We start from the raw sequence: 18,795 nt of genomic DNA, 5'->3' as shown, positions 1-18,795 counted from the left end.
ACAGGAGCACCACCCATGGATTGGCGCGACCGCGCTGCCTGCCTCGATGAAGATCCCGAGCTGTTCTTCCCCATTGGGAACACCGGCCCGGCGATTCTGCAGATCGAGGAGGCCAAGGCTGTCTGCCGCCGCTGTGAAGTCGTTGACACCTGCCTCAAATGGGCGCTGGAGTCCGGACAGGACGCTGGCGTCTGGGGCGGACTCTCCGAGGACGAGCGACGCGCACTCAAGCGCCGCAACGCCCGCGCCCGCCGCGCAGGCTGACTCACAGCACGACACTCGACGGCCTCGCCATTGCGGCGAGGCCGTTCTTGTCTCTCCACCCCCACCGCACGTACCGCCCAAGCCCCGGATCAGCCGGTGTTGGCCCGTGATTCACCGAGTGTGCGTTCTTCGTCGAGCATGGTGGCGAGGGCGTCGTCGATCTGCGCCTCTCGTTGGGCTTCGAGGCGTTCGCGGTCCTGCTCTTCGGCGGTCCACTCATCGATCCAGGCTTCGATGACGTCCTCGGGTGGTTCGTTGGCCCAGGGGTCGGGTGGTCCGGTGTCGAGGCGGGCGCGTTCGGCCGCCCCCTGCTCCGCGGTGGCACGTTGCTTCGCGCGTTCGCGGTGGATGCGGTTCAGGCGGGCGGGGAGGTCCCGGTCGTAGGAGCCGGGAGTGAGGTCCCAGGTGACGCACCGGCCGTGTTCGTCGGGTGGGTGCACGGTCGCGATGAACCGCTTGTCGTGGACGTGGGTGTGGTGGCGTTGACACAGCAGGGCCGCGTTGGCCAGGTCCGAATCGCCACCATCGACCCAATGAACCAGGTGGTGCGCCTTGGCCCACCCGGCCGGAACATCACAGCCGGGATAGGTGCAGTGCTTGTCCCTGTGCCACAGGGCGCGGCGCTGAGCCTTGGTGAACAACCTGACCGCGCGCCCCACGTCCAAGATTTCCCCGTTCGAGCCGAACACGACCGGGAGGATGTCGGCGTCGCACGCGAGCTGGCGCACGATCGCCGGGGACAGCATCGTGGCCTGAGCCCGCGACACCATCACTCGCCCACACCCGGAACCCTCAGTTTCACGGTCGAGGTCAGGCGCAGTGTCAGTGTCTTCGTGGTCGGGGAAGTGGGCCAGGAGGTCATCGAAGTCCATGTTCACGTGCACCGTCGTGTCCGCCCCACCCGGTGAATCCTGCGCCGCGGCGTCTTCCCCCGCGACCCGCCCACACACCGCAGCCAACGCCTCCGCGCGACGTTGTCCCGCCGGGCGGTGGTCCCGCTCCCCCGTGACCTCGTTGGGGGCGGGCTGGGACAACGGGCCGATCGCGGCCTCCAACATCGCCGCCTGCTCCGGAGTCAAAGCCAACTCGTACGCCGTGACATCCCCATCCTGGATACGAGGACTGGACAGGTACGCCCCGGACCGCAACCGGTCCTGCACGTCATCGAACTCACCCTCACGCCCGAACCGGGCAATCAACTCATGACGCAGCTTCGGCACTTCGCCCGCACCCCAGGCCACCCCGAAGTCGCACATCGCCTTCGCGACCGTGGGCACCGCCTCCGGCGCCAACATGTCTTCCAACCGGGCAGCCTCCCGCAACACCTTGAGCGCCAGCTTCGCCCCCACCTCACCGGTGAGCACCCGCGCCCACACAATCCCTTCAGGCTTCTCCGGGTCCGCGTACGCCCCCACCCCAGGACCCGCCGTCGACCACAACCCACCCGGCACCGAACACGCCACATCCTGCGCCAACTGCGCAACCTGACCCGCACCGTCCTGCTGCAACGACGGTGCATGCTCCCGCACCCAGGAATGCACCGAACCCTCCCCGCGACGAGCGGACGTGAACTCACCCCGGTGCGACGCCTCCGCCGTCACCCGGATCTGACCCGCAGCCGCACGTGCTTTCACGTCATCCATCAACGCCATGAACTCCGCCAACTCCGGCCCGTTCAACCGGGTCAACACATCCCCCAACGGCCCCGCCCCCGAGCCGTCCGAAACCAACGCGTCACGGGCACCCTCCAACGCTGCGCGCAGTCGCGCAATGTCGGTTGCGGGTGTCTCGTTCATGCCCTCAATTGTCCTAGAACTCACGTTCGACTGTCAAGTGTTTTCGGCTACGCTCTGGGCTGAATTCCGCACTGGCACAACCGAATTCGCGCGAAAGCACCCGACACCGGACCGAGGCGCAACCCCGACCGAAATCACGTTAACAACGACCACCGACACCGGCTTCTCAGACGCCGGCCACCCCACAAGGGGCCCCCAACCGATGCGCTGACCTCCTCATCTGGGAGACCACCAGCGAGATCGAAAGGTGAGCGGACGGCATACCCCGCCGGGGTGGGGGTGATCTAGTGGCGGGTCAGCGGGCGCAACCGGGCAGTGAACTCGACGCGAGTTCCCTGCGGTGACGCCGGTTCCCACCGGATCCGGCCCTGCAGGTCCTGGACCAGCGACGTGACGATGCGCGTGCCGAGCCCTGCGAGCACGGGTCGGAACCCGGCCGGCAGGCCGGTGCCGTCATCCGTGATCGTCACAGTGAGTCCATCGACGCCCTGCTCGACCTCGCGCCGCTCGACCTCGATCGAGATCGAGCCCCCACGCGAGGCGAGGCCGTGCTCGACGGCATTCTGGACGAGCTCGGACACGATCATGGCGAGCGAGGTCGCATCCTCGGCGCGCATCCGGCCAAAGGACCCGATCACCGTGGAGTCGACGCGGTGCTCGGTGACGGCGATGTCGACGACGGCCCTCAGCCCACGCACCGCGATCTCGTCGAAGTCGACCGTCTCGTCGATCCCCTGGCTCAGGGTCTCGTGGACGAGGGCGATCGTTCCGACCCGACGCACGGCCTCGTCGAGGGCATTGCGAGCGCCCTGGTCGGGCACCCGCCGGGACTGCAGCCGCAGGAGGGCCGCGACGGTCTGGAGGTTGTTCTTGACCCGGTGATGGATCTCGCGGATCGTCGCGTCCTTGGTGATGAGCTCCTGCTCCCGGCGGCGCAACTCGGAGACGTCGCGCAGCAGGAGCATGGCGCCTTCGCGACTGCCCGCCGCGGTGAGTGGGATCGCCCGCAACGTGACACTCGCCGACGTCGTCGAGATCTCGGTCCACCAGGGCGCCCGGCCGGTGATGACCACGGCGAGTGACTCGTCGACCGCAGAGCCAGAGGACTGCAACAGCTCGGCGACGACAGTGGACAGGACCTCACCGATCACGTCGCCGCGATGCCCGAGACGGTGGATGGCGCTGATCGCGTTGGGGCTGGCGTAGAGCACTGCCCCGTCGGTGTCGAGGTGGACGACACCGTCGCCGACGCGAGGGGCCCCCCGACGAGCCCCGGTGGGGGCCGCGGTGCTCGGGAACTCCCCCGCCGCGATCATCCGCGTGAGGGCGTCGGCGAGGTGCCGATAGGTCAGCTCGAGCCGGCTCGGGGTCCGACCGGTGACGACGTTGGCGTGCCGGGTGATGACCGCGAGCGCACGGCCCTCTTTGACGACGGGGATGGCGTGCTCACGCACGGCCATCTCACCCTGCCGCTCCGGCTCGCGCGCGGCGACGATCCGTCGGTGCCGATAGGCCTCATCGAGAATCGGGTCGCGCCATCGCCCGGAGGTCCTGCCGACGACGTCGTCGTAGAAGACCATCGGTCCCGTGTTGGGCCGCACGTGGGCCACGGCCCGCCACCCGTCGAGGCCCGACGGAACCCACAGGACGAGGTCGGCGAACGACAGGTCCGCGATGAGCTGCCAGTCGCCGACAACCAAGTGGACCCACTCGATGTCGGCATCCTCCAGCGTGGTTGAGGCGCGGAGGGATTCGGCAAGGGTGCTCACGGGCCGAGCCTAGATCGTGGGTCCCTCACTTCCCGGAGCGGACCATGGATCGGAGCGCACGCAACGCGACAGAGAGTGCCGCGATGTTGGGCTTTTCGAGCGAACGGATGCCGGTGAGCTGGGTTGCCGCGCGCGCCAGACCGTCCGCGTTGGCCAGGCTCCACGACTCGATGCGTTCCTCGGCAGTCACCGTGCCGTCGCCGTCGAGATCCTCCTCGAACTCGAAGGCACTGCGGGTGAACGCCTCGAGCACGCCGTAGAGGTCGTCGCGCAGCGCTCCACGAGCAAGCGCATCCCAGCGGTCGTCACGGGGCAGGCGGGCCACCCGGGTGAGCATGCCGTCGATGCCGAACCGCTCCGACATCCGGAAGTAGACCTCGGCGACGTCGCTGGGTGTGCGGTCGAGATCGGAGGCGATGTCGACGACGTCGAGCAGTGAGTAGGAGTCGAGAAGTGATGCCGCCCGCTTGGCCAGGTCGGTCGGCACACCGGCGGCCTCCCAGTGCGCCGCCTGGGCGACGACGCGTTCACGCTCGGTCCCCTGGAGCAGCTCGGGGATGCGCGGCGCGAGCGCGGCGACAACCGGGGCGAACCGCTCGACCTCGGTGGTGATGTCGAGTCGGTTCGGGCGAGCGACCAGCAGCCAGCGGACGGCCCGGTCGAGCAGCCGCCGGAACTCGAGGTAGAGCTCCGTCTGCACCGAGGTCGGCAGGACGTTGTCGAGCGCCTCGACGGCCTCGACGTGGCCGCGCAGGTCGAAGACCTCACGGCACACGACGTAGGCGCGAGCCACCTGCTCGGGGCTGCCGGCGGCCTCCTCCGTCGCCCGGAAGGCGAAGGTGATGCCGCCACGGTTGACCATCGAGTTCACGACGGAGTTGGTGACGATCTCACGGCGCAGGGGATGCTCACCCAGCTCCGCGGCATACGCCTCCCGCAGTGCTGCCGGGAAGTAGTCGGCGAGCGTCGCCTCGAAGTACGGGTCGTCCGGAAGGTCGCTCTCGAGGATGTCCTTCTTGAGCGCGAGCTTGGCGTAGGCGACGAGCACCGCGAACTCCGGGGACTTCAGGCCAATACCTTCGGAGGCGCGCTTCTCGATCTCGGCGTCGGTCGGCAGGAACTCCAGGGCCCGGTCGAGCTCGCCGCGCTCCTCGAGCCAGCCCATGAGCCGCTGGTGCACGGACACCATGGAGACCTCCTGCGCCCGGGCGTTGCCGAGGAGGACGTTCTGCTCGTAGTTGTCGCGGAGCACGTGCTCGGCCACGTCGTCGGTCATCGACGCGAGGAGGGTGTTGCGCTCCTCGGTGGTGAGGTCACCGCGTCGGACGACGTCGCCCAGAAGGATCTTGATGTTGACCTCGTGGTCGGACGTGTCGACGCCCGCACTGTTGTCGATGGCGTCGGTGTTGACGCGAACCCCCGAGAGGGCCGCCTCGATCCGGCCCAGCTGCGAGAGGCCGAGGTTGCCGCCCTCGCCCACGACCTTGACCCGGAGCTCGTTGCCGTTGACGCGGATGGCGTCGTTGGCGCGGTCGCCGATCTCGAGGTGGCTCTCGCTGGACGCCTTGACGTAGGTGCCGATGCCACCGTTCCAGAACAGGTCCGCCGGCGCGAGGACGATCGCGTGGATGAGCTCTGTCGGAGTCATCATCGTCGTGTCGTCGGGCAGACCCAGGGCCGCTCGCATCTGCGGGGTGATCGCGATGGACTTCAGCGTCCTCGGGAAGACGCCACCGCCCTCCGAGATGAGCGAACGGTCATAGTCGTCCCACGATGAACGTGGCAGCGCAAAGAGCCGTGCTCGCTCCTGGAACGACTGTGCCGCAACGGGTTCAGGGTCGATGAAGATGTGGCGGTGGTCGAACGCGGCGACGAGACGGATGTGCTCGGACAGCAGCATGCCGTTGCCGAAGACGTCACCGCTCATGTCGCCGACACCGACGACGGTGAAGTCCTGCGACTGGCTGTCGACGCCCATCTCGCGGAAGTGACGCTTGACCGACTCCCACGCGCCCCGGGCGGTGATGCCCATGGCCTTGTGGTCGTAGCCGGCCGAGCCACCCGACGCGAAGGCGTCGTCGAGCCAGAAGCCGTAGGACTGGGCGACACCGTTGGCGATGTCCGAGAACGTCGCCGTCCCCTTGTCCGCCGCCACGACGAGATAGGAATCGTCGCCGTCATGCCTGACGACCCGCTCCGGTGCGGTGATCTCGGTGCCGACGCGGTTGTCCGTCAGGTCGAGCAGACCCGAGATGAAGGTGCGGTAGGCGGACTGGCCCTCCTCGAGCCACTTCTCGCGTGACACTGCGGGGTCGGGGAGGTCCTTGGCATAGAACCCACCCTTGGAGCCGGTCGGCACGATGACGGCGTTCTTGACCATCTGCGCCTTGACCAGTCCCAGGATCTCGGTCCGGAAGTCCTCGCGCCGGTCGCTCCAACGCAGACCACCGCGGGCGACCGAACCGAACCGCAGGTGCACACCTTCGACCTGGGGGCTGTAGACCCAGATCTCGTATGCCGGCCGAGGAGCCGGGAGGTCGGGTATCGCCTTGGGGTTGAGCTTGAGGGAGACGTACGGCTTGGATTCTGCGACGTCTTCCTCGGCGGCGACCTCGGTCATTGCGACGGTCTGGAAGAAGTTGGTGCGCAGGGTTGCGGTCATCACGGCGAGGAAGGAACGGATGATGCGGTCCTCGTCGAGCGAGCTGACGTCGTCGAGGGCACCGGTGATGCGGTCGGCGATCTCCTTCGCGGCGGCCTCGCGCTCGTCCGTCGCCTCTCCGTCGAAGCGGTCCGGGTCGAACCGGGCCTCGAAGAAGGCGACGAGGTCGGTGGCGATCGTCGGGTTGGAGACGAGGGCGTCCTCGAAGTAGGACTGGCTGAACGTCGCCTGCGTCTGGCGGAGGTACTTCGCGACGGTGCGCAGGATGACGACCTGGCGCCAGGTGAGGCGAGCGGCGAGGACGAGCTGGTTGAACCCGTCCGACTCGGCGCGCCCGTCCCAGACGGCGAGCACGGCGCCCTCGAAGAGGTCACGGAGATCTTCGTGCGTCACCCCGGACCAGATCGCCGCGTCGTTGACGCGCAGGCCGAAGTCGTAGACGTGCAGGGGTGAGCCGTCGGATCGGGTGACCTCGTAGGGCTGCTCGTCGACGACCTCGACACCCATGTCGGTGAAGATCGGGAGGATGTCGGTCAACGACAACGGGTCGATGCGGAAGAGCTTGAACCGGCGGAGGTTCTCGGCCGAGTCGGCCGGGCGATACAGCGCGACGCTGGTGCGCCGGTCGTCGCCGAGGCGGTCCAGGTGGTGCAGGTCGGCCACACCCTGGACGACGGAGAACGTCTCTTCGTAGCCGGTGGGGAATCCGCGCCCGAACTTGTCGAGCAGCCGGTCGCCCTCGACCTCACCGAGTCGACCACGCAGCCCGTCACCGAGGCGGTCGGACCAGTTGCGGCTGACCTCCACGAGGCTGCGCTCGAGGTCGGCGCGTTGGGTCTCGTCGAGCGACTGGATGCGCTGACCGACGGGAACCCGGACGACGAACTGCAGTCTGGACAGGGCGCGTTCGCTCACGCGAGCTGTGAACTCGACGCTCTCACCGTGGAAGGCGTCCTTGAGGATCGCGGCCATGCGTGTGCGCACGCCGGTGTTGTAGCGGTCGCGTGGAATGTAGACCTGACAGGACACGAAGCGCCCGAAGTCGTCCTCGCGCAGGAAGAGCTTGGTGCGTCGACGCTCCTGCAGCTGGGTGACGGCCATCGCGGTCTCGAACAGCTGGTCAGGGCTGGCCTGGATGAGCTCGTCGCGCGGATAGGTCTCGAGCACCTCGACGAGGTCCTTGCCGGTGTGCGAGTCGGCCGCGAGGCCGGAACGCTCGAGGACAGCGGCAACCTTCTCGGCGACGACGGGCAGCCGCAGCACCGACTCGGTGTAGGCCGTCGAGGCATAGAGGCCGAGGAAGCGCTTCTCCCCCAAGGTCTGTCCGTCCGCTGAATAGGTCCGGACACCGACATAGTCGAGGTATGCCGGGCGGTGCACCGTCGAGCGCGAGTTCGCCTTGGTGAGGACGAGGACGCCGCGTTCGCGTGCCTTCTTGCTCGACTGCGGGGACAAGGGAACGAGGGCCTTGTCCGCCGGTCGGTCCTTCTGGAGCATGCCGAGGCCGGTGCCGTTGAGCGGCCGGATGACGTCTCCGTCATCGGTGGCTTCGAGGGAGTACTCGCGATAGCCGAGGAAGGTGAAGTGGTTGTTGGCCATCCAGCGCAGGAACGCCACGGCCTGTCCGACCTCGTCGCGATCGACACCGGCCGGTGGCTCACCCTCGAGCTCGGCCGCGAGGACGAGGCACTTGGTGCGCATCCGGGGCCAGTCCGCGACAGCCTCACGGACGTCCCCGAGGACGTTCTCGAGGATGGCCTGGAGCTCTTCGCGTCCGGCCTCGTCGCTCTCACGGTCGATGGTGAGCAGGATCCAGGACTCGGAGAGGACACCTGTTCCATCGTCCGTGGCGGCGGTGGCGCAGTCCTCGTCGCACGTCTCGATGAGCTGCCCGGAGGCGTCTCGTCGGACCCGCAGCTGCGGGTGCACGACGAGGTGGATGTCGATGTCGCGCTGGACGAGCGCGGAGGTGACGGAGTCGACGAGGAACGGCATGTCATCGGTGACGACCTGGATCACCGTGCGCGCGCTGGACCAGCCATCGCTCTCGGTCGTGGGGTTGAAGACCCGCACGAGCCCGGCGCCGGGCGCGCGCGTCTGGGCGATCTCGAGGTGGGACTTCACCGTCCCTGCGAGGGTCAGCGCGGGTCGCGAGCGGAGCTCCTCATCGGGCACATGGCGGTAGTAGCGACTCACGACGACAGGCCCGTCCGGGCGGTCGTCGAGGTCGGCAAACGCCGTGATGATGGTGTCGAGCGTGGTCGATCGGGGGTGGACCGATGACTCCGTCATGGTGCGCTGCAGATCCTTTGAGTTTTGGCGTCACCGAAGGCCTCGGCGGGACACGTCGCTGTGTCCGACAACGAGACTACTCACCTCGCGGTGGCTGTGGATGAGGGGCCGGGCGCGTGACACGTGAGCACTAGAGTGACGTGGTGCCCAGGCCCGCCGACACCCCTGCACTCACCCAGGTGAGTGCAGTTCTCGAGGGCCTGTCGCAGACCGTGGCCGCAGTCGAGGACGACCTCCTGTCCTGCCTCGTCGTCATGGGTGAGCCAGACCCCCAGCGCACCGTCGATGCCTGGGTCGACCAGGTCGTCGACCTGCTGCGCGCCGTCGACGAGGTCACCGGCCAGCACCTCTCCACCCTGTCGCGAGTCTCCACCCGGCTCGGTGACCGTGACACGTCCGAGGACCTCACGGCGGCCGAGCAGCACGACGCCACCCTGCCGGTGGAGCAGCGATGAGGAGCCAGGTCCCCGGAGACCCGGGCTCTGTCACGGCGGCCGGCACGGCCGCCCGACGGGCAGCGCGCGAACTGGCCGCTGCCAGCGAAGGCGGCACGACGGCATACGCCGCTCTCAAGGACTCGTGGGGCACCTCGACGTCGGTGCGCCTCCGCAAGGAGGGACAGCGTTCGATCGCAGCGCTCACCGAGAGCGGGCGTCAGGCCGACGTTGTCGGCGCTGCCCTTCAGACGTATGCCGCGGAGCTGAGCGAGCTGCAGGCTCGCGCTCGGCGGGTGGTCGACGCCGCAGACACGGCCGGGCTCGTCATCGAGCACGGACAGGTCGGGCTCGGGTGGGGTGTCACCGGCGAGGCCGACCTCGACGCCGCCCGCGACACCGCGGCGCTCGTGAGCACGCTGCAGACCGAGCTCGACGGACTCACGGCCCAGCACCGGCGACGACGGGACCGGCTCCTCGCCGAGGTCCTCACGTCGACGCGCGAGCTCGCCGAGGTCGCGGGCAACCTGCGCCTTCGGTGAGAGGCCCCAGTGAGAAGATCAGTTCCCGCCACGTGAGGAGTTGCAGTGAAGTTCACCCATCGAGCCGAGTACCCCGCCACCGCTGACGAGGTCTGGGCAGTCATGAGCACCCAGGACTTCCAGAACGCGAAGTGCGAGGCGACCACGACCGGCGACTGGTCCTCGACCGTCTCCACGGCGGGCGACAAGACCAGGATCGTGAGCGAGCGGGTGCTCCCGACCGACGACCTGCCCGACATCGCGAAGACCTTTGTCGGGCCGACCCTGACGATCGCCGAGGTCCAGGTGTGGGGACCCCCGGCCGCCGACGGCTCGCGGACGGGCGACCTGCAGGTGCAGATCAAGGGCGCGCCGATGACCCTCAAGGGCACGGTTCGGTTGTCCCCCAGCGCTTCTGGCAGCGTTCAGGAGATCGACGGGGACCTCAAGGTCAGCGTTCCCCTCATCGGCGGCAAGCTCGAGAAGGCCGCGTCGGACCCGCTGTTGTTCGCGGCCAGGACCGAGACGGACCTGCTCCGCCAGCGCGTCAGCTGACCAACCCCAAGATCGACTTTGTGCCCCGGACGGACACGTTCCGTCGGCCGAAGGCCTCCGTCACCGTGTCCGTCCGGGGCACGAAGTCGCGTGGTGTGAGGGTCAGACACCCATGTGCGGGTAGGTGTGGTTCTTCGGCGGCACGAACGTCTCCTTGATGGAGCGCGGGCTCGTCCAGCGCAGGAGGTTCTGCGCCGAGCCGGCCTTGTCGTTGGTGCCGGACGCACGCCCGCCACCGAACGGCTGCTGGCCGACGACCGCACCGGTGGGCTTGTCGTTGACGTAGAAGTTGCCGGCGGCGAAGCGCAGACGGTTCGATGCGGCAGCCACGGCGGCGCGGTCCTGGGCGATGATCGAGCCGGTCAGGGCGTAGGCCGACGCGCTGTCGATGATGTCCATGACCTTGTCGAACTGGCGGTCCGGGTAGACGTGGACGGAGAGCAGCGGGCCGAAGTACTCGGTCGTGAAGATCTCGTCGTGCGGGTCCTCGCCGACCATGATCGTCGGGCGCACGAAGTAGCCCTCGGAGTCGTCATAGGTCCCGCCGGCGACGATGTCGATGCCGCTCGTGGCCTTGGCCCGGTCGATCGCGGCCTTGTGCTTGGCGAACGCGCGGTCGTCGATGACGGCGCCCATGAAGTTGGACAGGTCGGTGACGTCGCCGACGGTCAAACCCTCGGTCAGGTCCTGCAGATCCTTTTTGATGACCTTCCAGATGCTGCGCGGGATGAACGCGCGCGACGCGGCCGAGCACTTCTGGCCCTGGTACTCGAACGCGCCACGGAGCATCGCGGTGCGGACGACCTCGGGGTCGGCGCTGGGGTGGGCGAGGATGAAGTCCTTGCCACCGGTCTCACCGACGATGCGCGGGTAGTGGCGGTAGGTCGTGAGGTTGGACCCGATCTCCTGCCACAGCTGCTGGAAGACGCGGGTCGAACCGGTGAAGTGCAGGCCGGCGAACTCGGGGTGCTTGAGGACGACGTCGGAGACCTCTGTGCCGTGCCCGGTCACGAGGTTGATGACACCCGGCGGCATGCCGGCCTCTTCGAGGATCTCGAGGACGAACTGCGCGGCGAGAGCCTGGGTGTGCGACGCCTTCCACACGACCGTGTTGCCCATGAGGGCTGGCGCGGTCGGGAGGTTGCCCGCGATGGCGGTGAAGTTGAACGGCGTGATCGCGTAGACGAAGCCCTCGAGCGAGCGGTAGTCCGTGCGGTTCCAGATGCCGGGCGCGTTCGCCGGCGGCTGCTCCTCGAGGATCTGGCGCGCGAAGTGCACGTTGAAGCGCCAGAAGTCGATGAGCTCGCAGGACGCGTCGATCTCTGCCTGGTATGCCGTCTTGCTCTGTCCCAGCATCGTCGCGGCGTTGACCTTGGCGCGGTAGGGACCGGCGAGGAGGTCAGCAGCCTTGAGCAGGATCGAGGCGCGGTCGTCGAAGGACATGTCGCGCCACTCCGGGGCGGCGGCCTGGGCTGCGTCGACGGCGGCGCGCGCGTCGGCCTTGGTGGCGTCGCGGATCGTGCCGAGGACCTTTTTGTGGGCGTGCGGCTGGACGACCTTGATCTTCTTGCCGGTGCCCTCGACGCGCTTGCCGCCGATGGTGTGCGGGAGGTCCCACGTGGTGCTGCCGACCTCGGTGAGCGCGATTTCAAGAGCTGCTCGCTCCGGGCTGCCGGGCGCGTAGTCGCGGACCGGTTCGTTGATCGGAGCGGGGACGTGGGTCACAGCGTCCATCGGTGGCTTCCTCGATTCAGGGTTGGGAATGGAGAGCGTGGTTCGCCCCCATTCTCCCACGGGTGTGACCGGCGAGACTCTCCCTCCCCGCCCCCTTGCGTCTGCGCCGATGGCTGTTCTATCCACCACATCCGCAGACGCAACGGGTGAGGGCTGGCGCCGCTCAGTTCTGGAGGAGGGTGACGACGTCGTCGAGTTCGGTGACGTCGTACCAGAGCAGGTCCGAGATGTCGCTGCCCGGCTCCTCGTCGATGTGGAACGACGCGATGCGTGGGAGGGCCACGACGGAGTCGAGCTCGACCGCGGTCCCGTCCTCGGACGTGCGCTGCACCATGGCGGCGTCGACATCGGCGGAGGCGATGACCCGCCTGCCTCCGCCAGCCGCACGCACGGCGGCGTCCGTCGCGGCAGCCGACCACGCGGCATACTCGCGTTCTTCGTCGTCATTGCCGATGCCGGGGCGGGCGCTCGCCGGGAGCGCAGCATGCCCGGCGACAGGTGCGGGCCCGACCTCGCCAACCTGGCGCAGGGTCGCGAGCGCAGCGGGGTCGAGCGGGAGGTAGACGCGAACGAGCGGCACGAAAAGTCCTTTCAGCGGGCTCGGGAGCGCGGAGCCTCGAGCAGCTCCTGGAGGGCGTCGACGATCGACTGACCGAGGACGTCGACGTCGGGTAGGGCGTCACGGTCGGCGTAGAGCCCGTAGTAGACACCGCCGTCGTAGGACGTGAGGCCGATCGACAGCGCCTTGGACTGGCTCAGCGGCATGACCGGATAGGTCGAGGCCATCTGCGCGCCGGCGACGTAGAGCGGGTGCTGCGGGCCGGGAACGTTGGTGACGGCGACGTTGTAGAGACGACGTGACACGGCGCCACCGAGGCGAGCCGCGAGGGTGTGCATCGTCGGCGGAGCGAAACCACCGAGGCCGGAGAGGGTGTCGGCTCCGACCGCGCGACCGGCTTCCATCTGCTGGCGCATCGCGAAGGCGATCTGGTGCAGGCGCATCGAGGCACCCGGCTCCCCCACCGGCAGGTCCACGAAGCAGGCCGTGAGCTGACGTCCGGCCGACAACTCCGAGTCGTCGCTCTGAACACTCACCGGCACCATCGCGCGAACGGTCGTCCCGCCGTGAACGCTCTCACCGCGGGCCATGAGCCACGTCCGGAAGGCGCCGGTGACGGTGGCGAGGATGACGTCGTTGATCGAGACGTCCTCGGCGAACGCGCCCTTGGTGAGGCGCGTGCGGATCTTCTTGTAGTCATCGAGGTCGGTACCGACCATGACGAAGCGGCGGGCCCGACCGACGTTGGCATTGAGGGGTGAGGTGGGCGCCGGGCTCGTCGAGGCGCGCGCCAGGGTCGAGGCGAGCTCACCGGCGGCACCGAGCAGGCGGCCGGCCGTGGCCTTGACGTCGGTGATGCCGGACTGGACGGTCTCGACGACCTGGCTCGGCGTGCGCACCGAGTCGGCGAGGGCACTCACGACGAGCTCGGTCTGGGTCGGCTCGCGGCTGGGCCGCCACGTGTCGGCGACGCTCTCGGCGCTCGGCGACTGGGAGTCCTCGAGGATGAGGTGGGCGATGTCGACGGCGTGGACACCATCGACGAGCGCCTGGTGGGTCTTGGTGATGATCGCGAACCGGTCCTCCGCCAGACCCTCGACGAGGTAGACCTCCCACAGCGGACGGCTGCGGTCGAGCGGGCGCGGTTGGATGCGGGCGATGAGCTCCTCGAGCTGCTCGTCACCACCGGGGCTGGGCAGGGCGGAGCGGCGCACGTGATAGGTCACGTCGAAGCGCTCGTCATCGATCCACACCGGGTTGGCGAGGCGTCCCGGCACGAACCTGACGCGCTGCCGATAGCGCGGGATGTAGGCGATGCGGCGCTCGATGATGCCGACGAGCCGGTCGTAGTCGAAGCCCTCGGAGGGCGCGTTGAAGACCATGACCGAACCGGTGTGCATCGGTGTGGTCGGCTCCTCGAGGGCGAGGAAGCTGCTGTCGAGGGTGCTCAGGCGGTCAGACACGGCCCCATGCTCGCAGATCGAACCGCCGCACCAAGCCGGACCGTCATCCGGATCGACGTGATCCTCGTCCGAACCGGGGCCGGGCCCGGGCGCGACCAACCCTCGTCTCCCCCACGAGGACGGCATCGGGGCGCACGGCTTCGGCGATCCGGGCGACGGCGCGCGTCACGGGTGCGGCTGGTGCGGACTCGACGAGGCTGCGTCCGGCGAGCAGGGCGGCATCGCATTCGTCGGGTGCCCAGGGCACGAAGATCGGCGACTCGAGCCCGGCGAACCGGCCGAGGACGTCGGCGATCGCCTTCTCGGGCTTGGCTCCGGTGGCCGACGCGCGGACCTTGTTGACGACGATGATCGGCTCGGGCGACGGCACGACGCCGACGTCCTGGACAGCGCGAACGAGACGTTGGAGACCGATGGGGTCGGCCCCTCCGACGACCACGAGGCTGTCGCTGACCTCGAGGGCGGTGAGCGTCGTCGCGTTGCGTCGTGGGGCCGCCGTGTCGTAGCTCAGCTCTTCGTCGTCCTCGATGGAGAACCCGCAGTCGACGACGACGTGGTCGACGAGGCCGCGCGACTTCTCGAGGACGTCCTCGATCGCCGCGGCTCTGAGTTCCGGCCACCTCTCAGGCTTGGGTATGCCGGTGAGCACCCTGAGTCCTGAACTCACCTCGGGTGCCACTCGAGACAGGGAGGCCCGGTCGAGCGTGCCCTGCTCGGACGCGCGAGCGGCCGCGGCGACCCCGGGCGCTTCGTCGATGAGGGCGAGAGCCTGGGCGACGCTGGCACCCCACGTGTCGAGGTCGACGAGGAGTGTCCGGAGCCCGCGGGCCGCGAGATCGGCCGCGAGGGTGACGGCGATCGTGGTGCGCCCGGGTGCTCCTGACGGGCCCCAGACGGCCGTGATGCGCGCACGACCCAACCCGGCGGCGGGGGCGCCAGCGTCCGAGCCCCGCGCGGTGCTGTCGCCTGACTCCTCGCGACCGCTGTCGTCGCCGGCGGGCGTCGAGGGGCCTCCGCCCTCGGTGGACGAGGCCAGAGCCGTCGGGCCTGAGGGGCCTGGGGGGTCGGTGGGGCCGGTGCGGGCAGTCGGGGCGGAGGGGTCCTCGAGCCAGCGCGCGAGGTCGGCGTCGGTGACTGCGGTCGCGCCGGCAGAGGTGGGACCCGAAGCGGGAGCCGCCCGGCCAGTGCCCTCCGCCAGCTCGACGACGACGCGGGCCAGTTCCTCGGGATCGGTGCCGGGCCGGATGAGGGTGGTGACGCCGAGCTGGCGCAGACGGGCCTCACCGGCTTCGTCTCCGGCAGCGACGAAGGCTGCGACGCGGACGCCGTGACCAGCGAGGTGACGCAACGCATCACGATCGAGGCCTCGGAAGTCGGCGGACACGATGGCGACGTCGGCGATGCCCGAGGCTCCGGTGGACAGGAGCTCGGCAACGTCGGCGCACCGGCGCACGACGTTCACGCCCGCCGCCGCCTCGACCGTGGTGACGAGTTCTTGTTCGTGGTGGTGCGTGACCCCCGTGATGACCGCCGTCGTCATGAGGTCTTGGGCGCCACTGCGCCGGGCACGGCGACGAGGGTGATCTTGGCGCCGAGGTCGACGTCACCCACCAGGGTCTGCACCTTGTCCTTGGGCACCATGACCTGGACGGGGCGCGTGTCCCCGGCACCTCCCATGACGTTGTCGTCCTGTGACAGGCCCACGACCGTGACGCCCTCAAGAGCGAGGTTGGGGCCGGCGAAGTCCGTTGACCCGACCGAACCCTTCACCGGCGCAGCCGGACGGTTGACGTAGACGTCGACCACCGACCCGGCCTGCAGCGTGGACGCCGAGGTCGCGTCGACCTGGAGGGTGACCGGTTGGGCGGTGGCCTTGTCGCGTGGCCCGACGGCACTCATCGGGATGAGCTCGCCGGCGCGCACCTCCCGCAGCACGAAGAACTGCGCGGGCAGACCTCCCTCCGCGCTGAGGTAGTCGCGTCCCGCATCACCGAGCTGCGCGTCGACCCGGACGACGTCCTCGGAGGTGAGCGGCTGGCCGGCCATCAGGCCGGCCTTCGCGGCATACATCGGGACACGGTCGTCGGCGCGGCTCATGGCGTAGGCACCGATGGCCGTGGAGGCGAGGACGAGCAGCAGCCCGATGAGGAGACGGCTGTCGCGCCACGACGGCTTGCGCAGCCGTTGGGCTGTGGGATGGGGCAGGTCGCTCATCGGGTGTGCTCCGTGTCGTGGGTACTCGGCGGCCGGACATGGTCGAGGGATCGCCGCACCCATCCCCCACAGAAATTGTGGCCCAGAACGACCGGTTGCGCGCGCGGAGACCGGCTCCCTGTGGACAACCTCACGCAGTTGGCGAGCCTGTGGACAAGTCCGGTGGGGCGAGCAGCGTGTCGTGGCAGACTGTGCGTCGCAGACGACGAGAGGAGCCAGCCCGTGGCCAAGCGGTTCATCCCGCTCACCGAGGTGTCCGAGATTCTCGACATCTCCTCGGCGCAGGCCTACGCGCTCGTGCGTTCCGGAGAGCTCCCCGCGATCAAGGTCGGCGGCCGCGGTCAGTGGCGCGTCGAGACCACTGCGCTCGAGGACTACATCCAGCGGATGTACTCCCAAACACGCGACTTCGTCCGCACGCAGGGCGAGGCCTGAACCCTCACGCCCGAGCGCTGACGCGCAAGGTCAGCGAGCCTCGACGAGCACGACCGCCCAGAACGGCACCGTCTGACGGCCGCGCAGGTTCTCCGGTCGACGACTGTCCCCGATGGCGTGCTCGGCCAGATCGAGCGAGTCCGCTCCGACGACGTCGATCGTGCCGGTGAGCACCTGCCCGCTCGTGTCGGTCAGGGCCACGGCCGCGCGATCGCGCGACAGCCCCCGCAACGCATAGCCCAACGCGAACCGCCGGGCCGTGCGGGCCGACGCGGCGCGCACCGGAAGGCCAGCCACGCCTGCGACGGCACACAGCGGGATCACTGCCTGTCTGGCGTTCTCGAGCTGCACGAGCAACCAGTCCTCGCCGAGATCGAGGAGTTCGCCGTGCACCTGTGCTCCCGACGTCAGGCGCAGCCGGAGCACTGAGCCGACGGCTGCCGCCAGGCGCGCACCCAGCTCGACGGTGGCTCGCTCGCGGCGCGTCCGATCAGCGACCTCGGAGTCGCGTTCGCGGCGTTCCTCGGCGCCGAGCTGTGCCTCGAGGTCGTCAAAGAGCTGGTCCCACCGCATGGTCGGAGCGTAAGTCCCAGCGTGCCGAGGCTTCCTGTTGCATCCACAAGCGACATGAAATATCGTCACTCGCATGCAAACCGCACCAAACGACACCAAACGACATGAAAGTGCCTCACTGGCGCATGTCGTGGTGCGCGTCGTCGCCGTCGCCTCGGCCTCCCTCGTCGTCGGCTCCACCGCCGCGTGGATCCTTGCGACCGCCTGGATCGCGGCTCGGGCCAACGTCACGGCACCTGGCCCGGCGTCCGCCGACGAGCTGCTCGCCCTGGCCGCCGCCACCCTCGCCCTGGCCATTGCCGCGTGGCTGGTCCTCGGGACGGTCCTCGAGGTCCTCGCCCACGCGCCCGGTCGCGTCGGACGGGCCGCCCAGGTCTGGGCCGATCGCCTGACACCCGCCCTGGCCCGGCGCGTTGCCGCCTTCGTCCTCGGAGTGGGCGTGGGCGTCGCCGGCGGTCCGAGCCAGGCCGTCGCCAGCCCGCGGCCCTCGACCACCGCCTCGACCACCGCCTCATCCGTCGCCGACCCGGGGTTCGTCCCCACCCAGTCGGCGCCCGATGTCTCCGCACCTGATCCGGGTTTCGCCCCCACCCCGATTGGTCCCGGCTTCTCCCCCACGCCGACCACCCCCGCCACCCCGGGCTTCACGTCCGAGCCCGCGACACCCGGCTTCACGCCCACCGCCCCGCGCGTGCGACCGCAGGCCGACCCGGGTCTGCTGGGCAGCCGGGTCGCGCCGAGCACCGACACCGAGGTCGTGGTCCACCGCGGCGACACCCTCTGGTCGATCGCCGCCCGTCACCTCGGCCCGCAAGCCTCCGACGCCGAGATCGCCCGGGCGTGGCCCCGCTGGTTCGACCTCAATCGCGCCCTCATCGGCGACGACCCCGACCTCATCCTCCCCGGCCAGATCCTGCGCGTCCCCGGCGCCGACCAGACAGCGAGTGTGCACCGATGAGCCCCACGACCATCTCCCACCTCCGGTCCGTCAAGGTCCACGCACCCGTGACGACGCGCCCACCAGCCATCCCCCTGGCCGAAGCGCTCCGGAGGTCGGGCGACGAACTCGGCCACCCGGCATACATCCAGGATTCCTTGGCCGTGGACCTCGCGCACGCGAGCGACGAGCAGATCTTCGGGCCCCAGAGCACGTCCCGTTCCGACCTCCCCGACCCCGAGCCGTGGGCAGGCCAGATCGCGCAGGCCATCGTCGAGGTCATGTCCGGTCTGCGCCCGGCGCCGCAGGTCGTCCGTTGGACGACACCGCAGGTGTATGCCGTGATCGCCCGACGCGGCGCCCTGGCAGCTCGGCGCCGGGCAGCCAGGACTCGCGCCGTCACCCAGCGCGCCGTGGTGCGCTCGGTCCACGTGTGCGAGCCCGCCGACGGCGTCGCCGAATGCAGCGTCGTCGTGAGTGAGGGTGTGCGCGTGCGGGCCATGGCGCTGCGCCTCAGCGGTCAGGACGGTCGCTGGCGCGTCGAAGCCCTCCAGATCGGCTGAGCCAGGACCACTGGTCGACAGAAG

General features: G+C 69.3%; 16 protein-coding genes. 7 read left to right on the top strand and 9 right to left on the bottom strand.

Annotation, left to right across the window (positions count from 1 at the left end):
- The first annotated feature begins 15 nt into the window (after positions 1-15).
- Complete coding sequence (locus tag JNB_RS18635) at positions 16-264, top strand: WhiB family transcriptional regulator (RefSeq protein ID WP_009778087.1); 249 nt, start codon at positions 16-18, stop codon at positions 262-264.
- A gap of 89 nt (positions 265-353) precedes the next feature.
- Here the strand turns inward: JNB_RS18635 and JNB_RS20745 are convergent, their stop codons facing one another.
- The 3 genes from JNB_RS20745 to JNB_RS18620 all read right to left on the bottom strand — a co-directional run bounded on the left by JNB_RS20745 (position 354) and on the right by JNB_RS18620 (position 8,783).
- Complete coding sequence (locus JNB_RS20745; RefSeq protein WP_009778086.1) at positions 354-2,060, bottom strand: HNH endonuclease signature motif containing protein; 1,707 nt, start codon at positions 2,058-2,060, stop codon at positions 354-356.
- Positions 2,061-2,344: 284 nt separating this feature from the next.
- The gene (locus JNB_RS18625) at positions 2,345-3,829 is read right to left on the bottom strand and encodes a sensor histidine kinase (RefSeq protein WP_009778085.1); all 1,485 of its coding nucleotides are present in this window, start codon (positions 3,827-3,829) and stop codon (positions 2,345-2,347) included.
- A gap of 25 nt (positions 3,830-3,854) precedes the next feature.
- Positions 3,855-8,783 carry an NAD-glutamate dehydrogenase gene (locus JNB_RS18620; protein WP_009778084.1) on the bottom strand — a complete coding sequence of 1,643 codons (4,929 nt, stop codon included), beginning with the start codon at positions 8,781-8,783 and terminating at the stop codon, positions 3,855-3,857.
- Positions 8,784-8,926: 143 nt separating this feature from the next.
- Between JNB_RS18620 and JNB_RS18615 the strand changes: the two genes are divergently transcribed.
- From JNB_RS18615 to JNB_RS18605, 3 genes are read left to right on the top strand one after another with little or no spacing between them, the layout of a single operon-like run.
- On the top strand, positions 8,927-9,238 hold the full coding sequence (locus JNB_RS18615; protein WP_148232516.1) for a hypothetical protein: 312 nt from the start codon (positions 8,927-8,929) through the stop codon (positions 9,236-9,238).
- Positions 9,235-9,759, top strand: a complete 525-nt coding sequence (locus tag JNB_RS18610; RefSeq protein WP_009778082.1) for a hypothetical protein — start codon at positions 9,235-9,237, stop codon at positions 9,757-9,759. The genes JNB_RS18615 and JNB_RS18610 overlap by 4 nt, the downstream gene beginning before the upstream one ends.
- Positions 9,760-9,804: 45 nt before the next feature.
- Entirely contained in the window at positions 9,805-10,293 is a 489-nt protein-coding gene (locus tag JNB_RS18605) for a DUF2505 domain-containing protein (RefSeq protein WP_009778081.1), read from the top strand.
- Between the two features lie 102 nt (positions 10,294-10,395).
- Here JNB_RS18605 and pruA read toward each other — a convergent pair whose 3' ends face one another.
- The 5 genes from pruA to JNB_RS18580 form a co-directional block, all read right to left on the bottom strand.
- A complete protein-coding gene (pruA, locus tag JNB_RS18600; protein WP_009778080.1) occupies positions 10,396-12,027 on the bottom strand; it encodes an L-glutamate gamma-semialdehyde dehydrogenase in 1,632 nt (543 codons plus the stop codon).
- A gap of 163 nt (positions 12,028-12,190) precedes the next feature.
- Positions 12,191-12,607, bottom strand: a complete 417-nt coding sequence (locus JNB_RS18595; protein WP_009778079.1) for a hypothetical protein — start codon at positions 12,605-12,607, stop codon at positions 12,191-12,193.
- Positions 12,608-12,618: 11 nt separating this feature from the next.
- A complete protein-coding gene (locus tag JNB_RS18590) occupies positions 12,619-14,049 on the bottom strand; it encodes a wax ester/triacylglycerol synthase family O-acyltransferase (protein WP_040885237.1) in 1,431 nt (476 codons plus the stop codon).
- 43 nt (positions 14,050-14,092) lie between these two features.
- The gene (locus JNB_RS18585) at positions 14,093-15,589 is read right to left on the bottom strand and encodes a hypothetical protein (protein WP_009778077.1); all 1,497 of its coding nucleotides are present in this window, start codon (positions 15,587-15,589) and stop codon (positions 14,093-14,095) included.
- Positions 15,586-16,263: a hypothetical protein gene (locus tag JNB_RS18580; protein ID WP_009778076.1), complete on the bottom strand. Its 678-nt coding sequence runs from the start codon at positions 16,261-16,263 to the stop codon at positions 15,586-15,588. Before JNB_RS18580 ends, JNB_RS18585 begins: the two co-directional genes overlap by 4 nt.
- A gap of 222 nt (positions 16,264-16,485) precedes the next feature.
- Here JNB_RS18580 and JNB_RS18575 point away from each other — a divergent pair, with 222 nt between their 5' ends.
- Positions 16,486-16,698: a helix-turn-helix domain-containing protein gene (locus JNB_RS18575; RefSeq protein WP_009778075.1), complete on the top strand. Its 213-nt coding sequence runs from the start codon at positions 16,486-16,488 to the stop codon at positions 16,696-16,698.
- 30 nt (positions 16,699-16,728) lie between these two features.
- Here JNB_RS18575 and JNB_RS18570 read toward each other — a convergent pair whose 3' ends face one another.
- Complete coding sequence (locus tag JNB_RS18570; RefSeq protein WP_009778074.1) at positions 16,729-17,271, bottom strand: hypothetical protein; 543 nt, start codon at positions 17,269-17,271, stop codon at positions 16,729-16,731.
- Positions 17,272-17,344: 73 nt separating this feature from the next.
- Between JNB_RS18570 and JNB_RS21770 the strand changes: the two genes are divergently transcribed.
- Both JNB_RS21770 and JNB_RS18560 read left to right on the top strand, forming a co-directional pair.
- Entirely contained in the window at positions 17,345-18,229 is an 885-nt protein-coding gene (locus tag JNB_RS21770) for a LysM peptidoglycan-binding domain-containing protein (protein WP_148232515.1), read from the top strand.
- Positions 18,226-18,771 (top strand): Rv3235 family protein, encoded by a 546-nt coding sequence (locus tag JNB_RS18560; RefSeq protein ID WP_009778072.1) that lies wholly within the window; start codon positions 18,226-18,228, stop codon positions 18,769-18,771. Before JNB_RS21770 ends, JNB_RS18560 begins: the two co-directional genes overlap by 4 nt.
- Positions 18,772-18,795 lie beyond the last annotated feature (24 nt).

Origin of the sequence: Janibacter sp. HTCC2649, assembly GCF_000152705.1 — a bacterium.
Classification (GTDB): domain Bacteria; phylum Actinomycetota; class Actinomycetes; order Actinomycetales; family Dermatophilaceae; genus Knoellia.
Note: the sequence above shows the minus strand (reverse complement) of the source record. Positions and strands in the feature narration are given on the sequence as shown.

Coding starts and splice junctions, on each gene's coding strand:
- JNB_RS18620 (WP_009778084.1), bottom strand. CDS start 8,783: ATGACGGAGTCATCGGTCCACCCCCGATCGACCACGCTCGACACCATC.
- JNB_RS18580 (WP_009778076.1), bottom strand. CDS start 16,263: ATGAGCGACCTGCCCCATCCCACAGCCCAACGGCTGCGCAAGCCGTCG.
- JNB_RS18585 (WP_009778077.1), bottom strand. CDS start 15,589: ATGACGACGGCGGTCATCACGGGGGTCACGCACCACCACGAACAAGAA.
- JNB_RS21770 (WP_148232515.1), top strand. CDS start 17,345: ATGCAAACCGCACCAAACGACACCAAACGACATGAAAGTGCCTCACTG.
- JNB_RS20745 (WP_009778086.1), bottom strand. CDS start 2,060: ATGAACGAGACACCCGCAACCGACATTGCGCGACTGCGCGCAGCGTTG.
- JNB_RS18635 (WP_009778087.1), top strand. CDS start 16: ATGGATTGGCGCGACCGCGCTGCCTGCCTCGATGAAGATCCCGAGCTG.
- JNB_RS18560 (WP_009778072.1), top strand. CDS start 18,226: ATGAGCCCCACGACCATCTCCCACCTCCGGTCCGTCAAGGTCCACGCA.
- JNB_RS18570 (WP_009778074.1), bottom strand. CDS start 17,271: ATGCGGTGGGACCAGCTCTTTGACGACCTCGAGGCACAGCTCGGCGCC.
- JNB_RS18610 (WP_009778082.1), top strand. CDS start 9,235: ATGAGGAGCCAGGTCCCCGGAGACCCGGGCTCTGTCACGGCGGCCGGC.
- pruA (WP_009778080.1), bottom strand. CDS start 12,027: ATGGACGCTGTGACCCACGTCCCCGCTCCGATCAACGAACCGGTCCGC.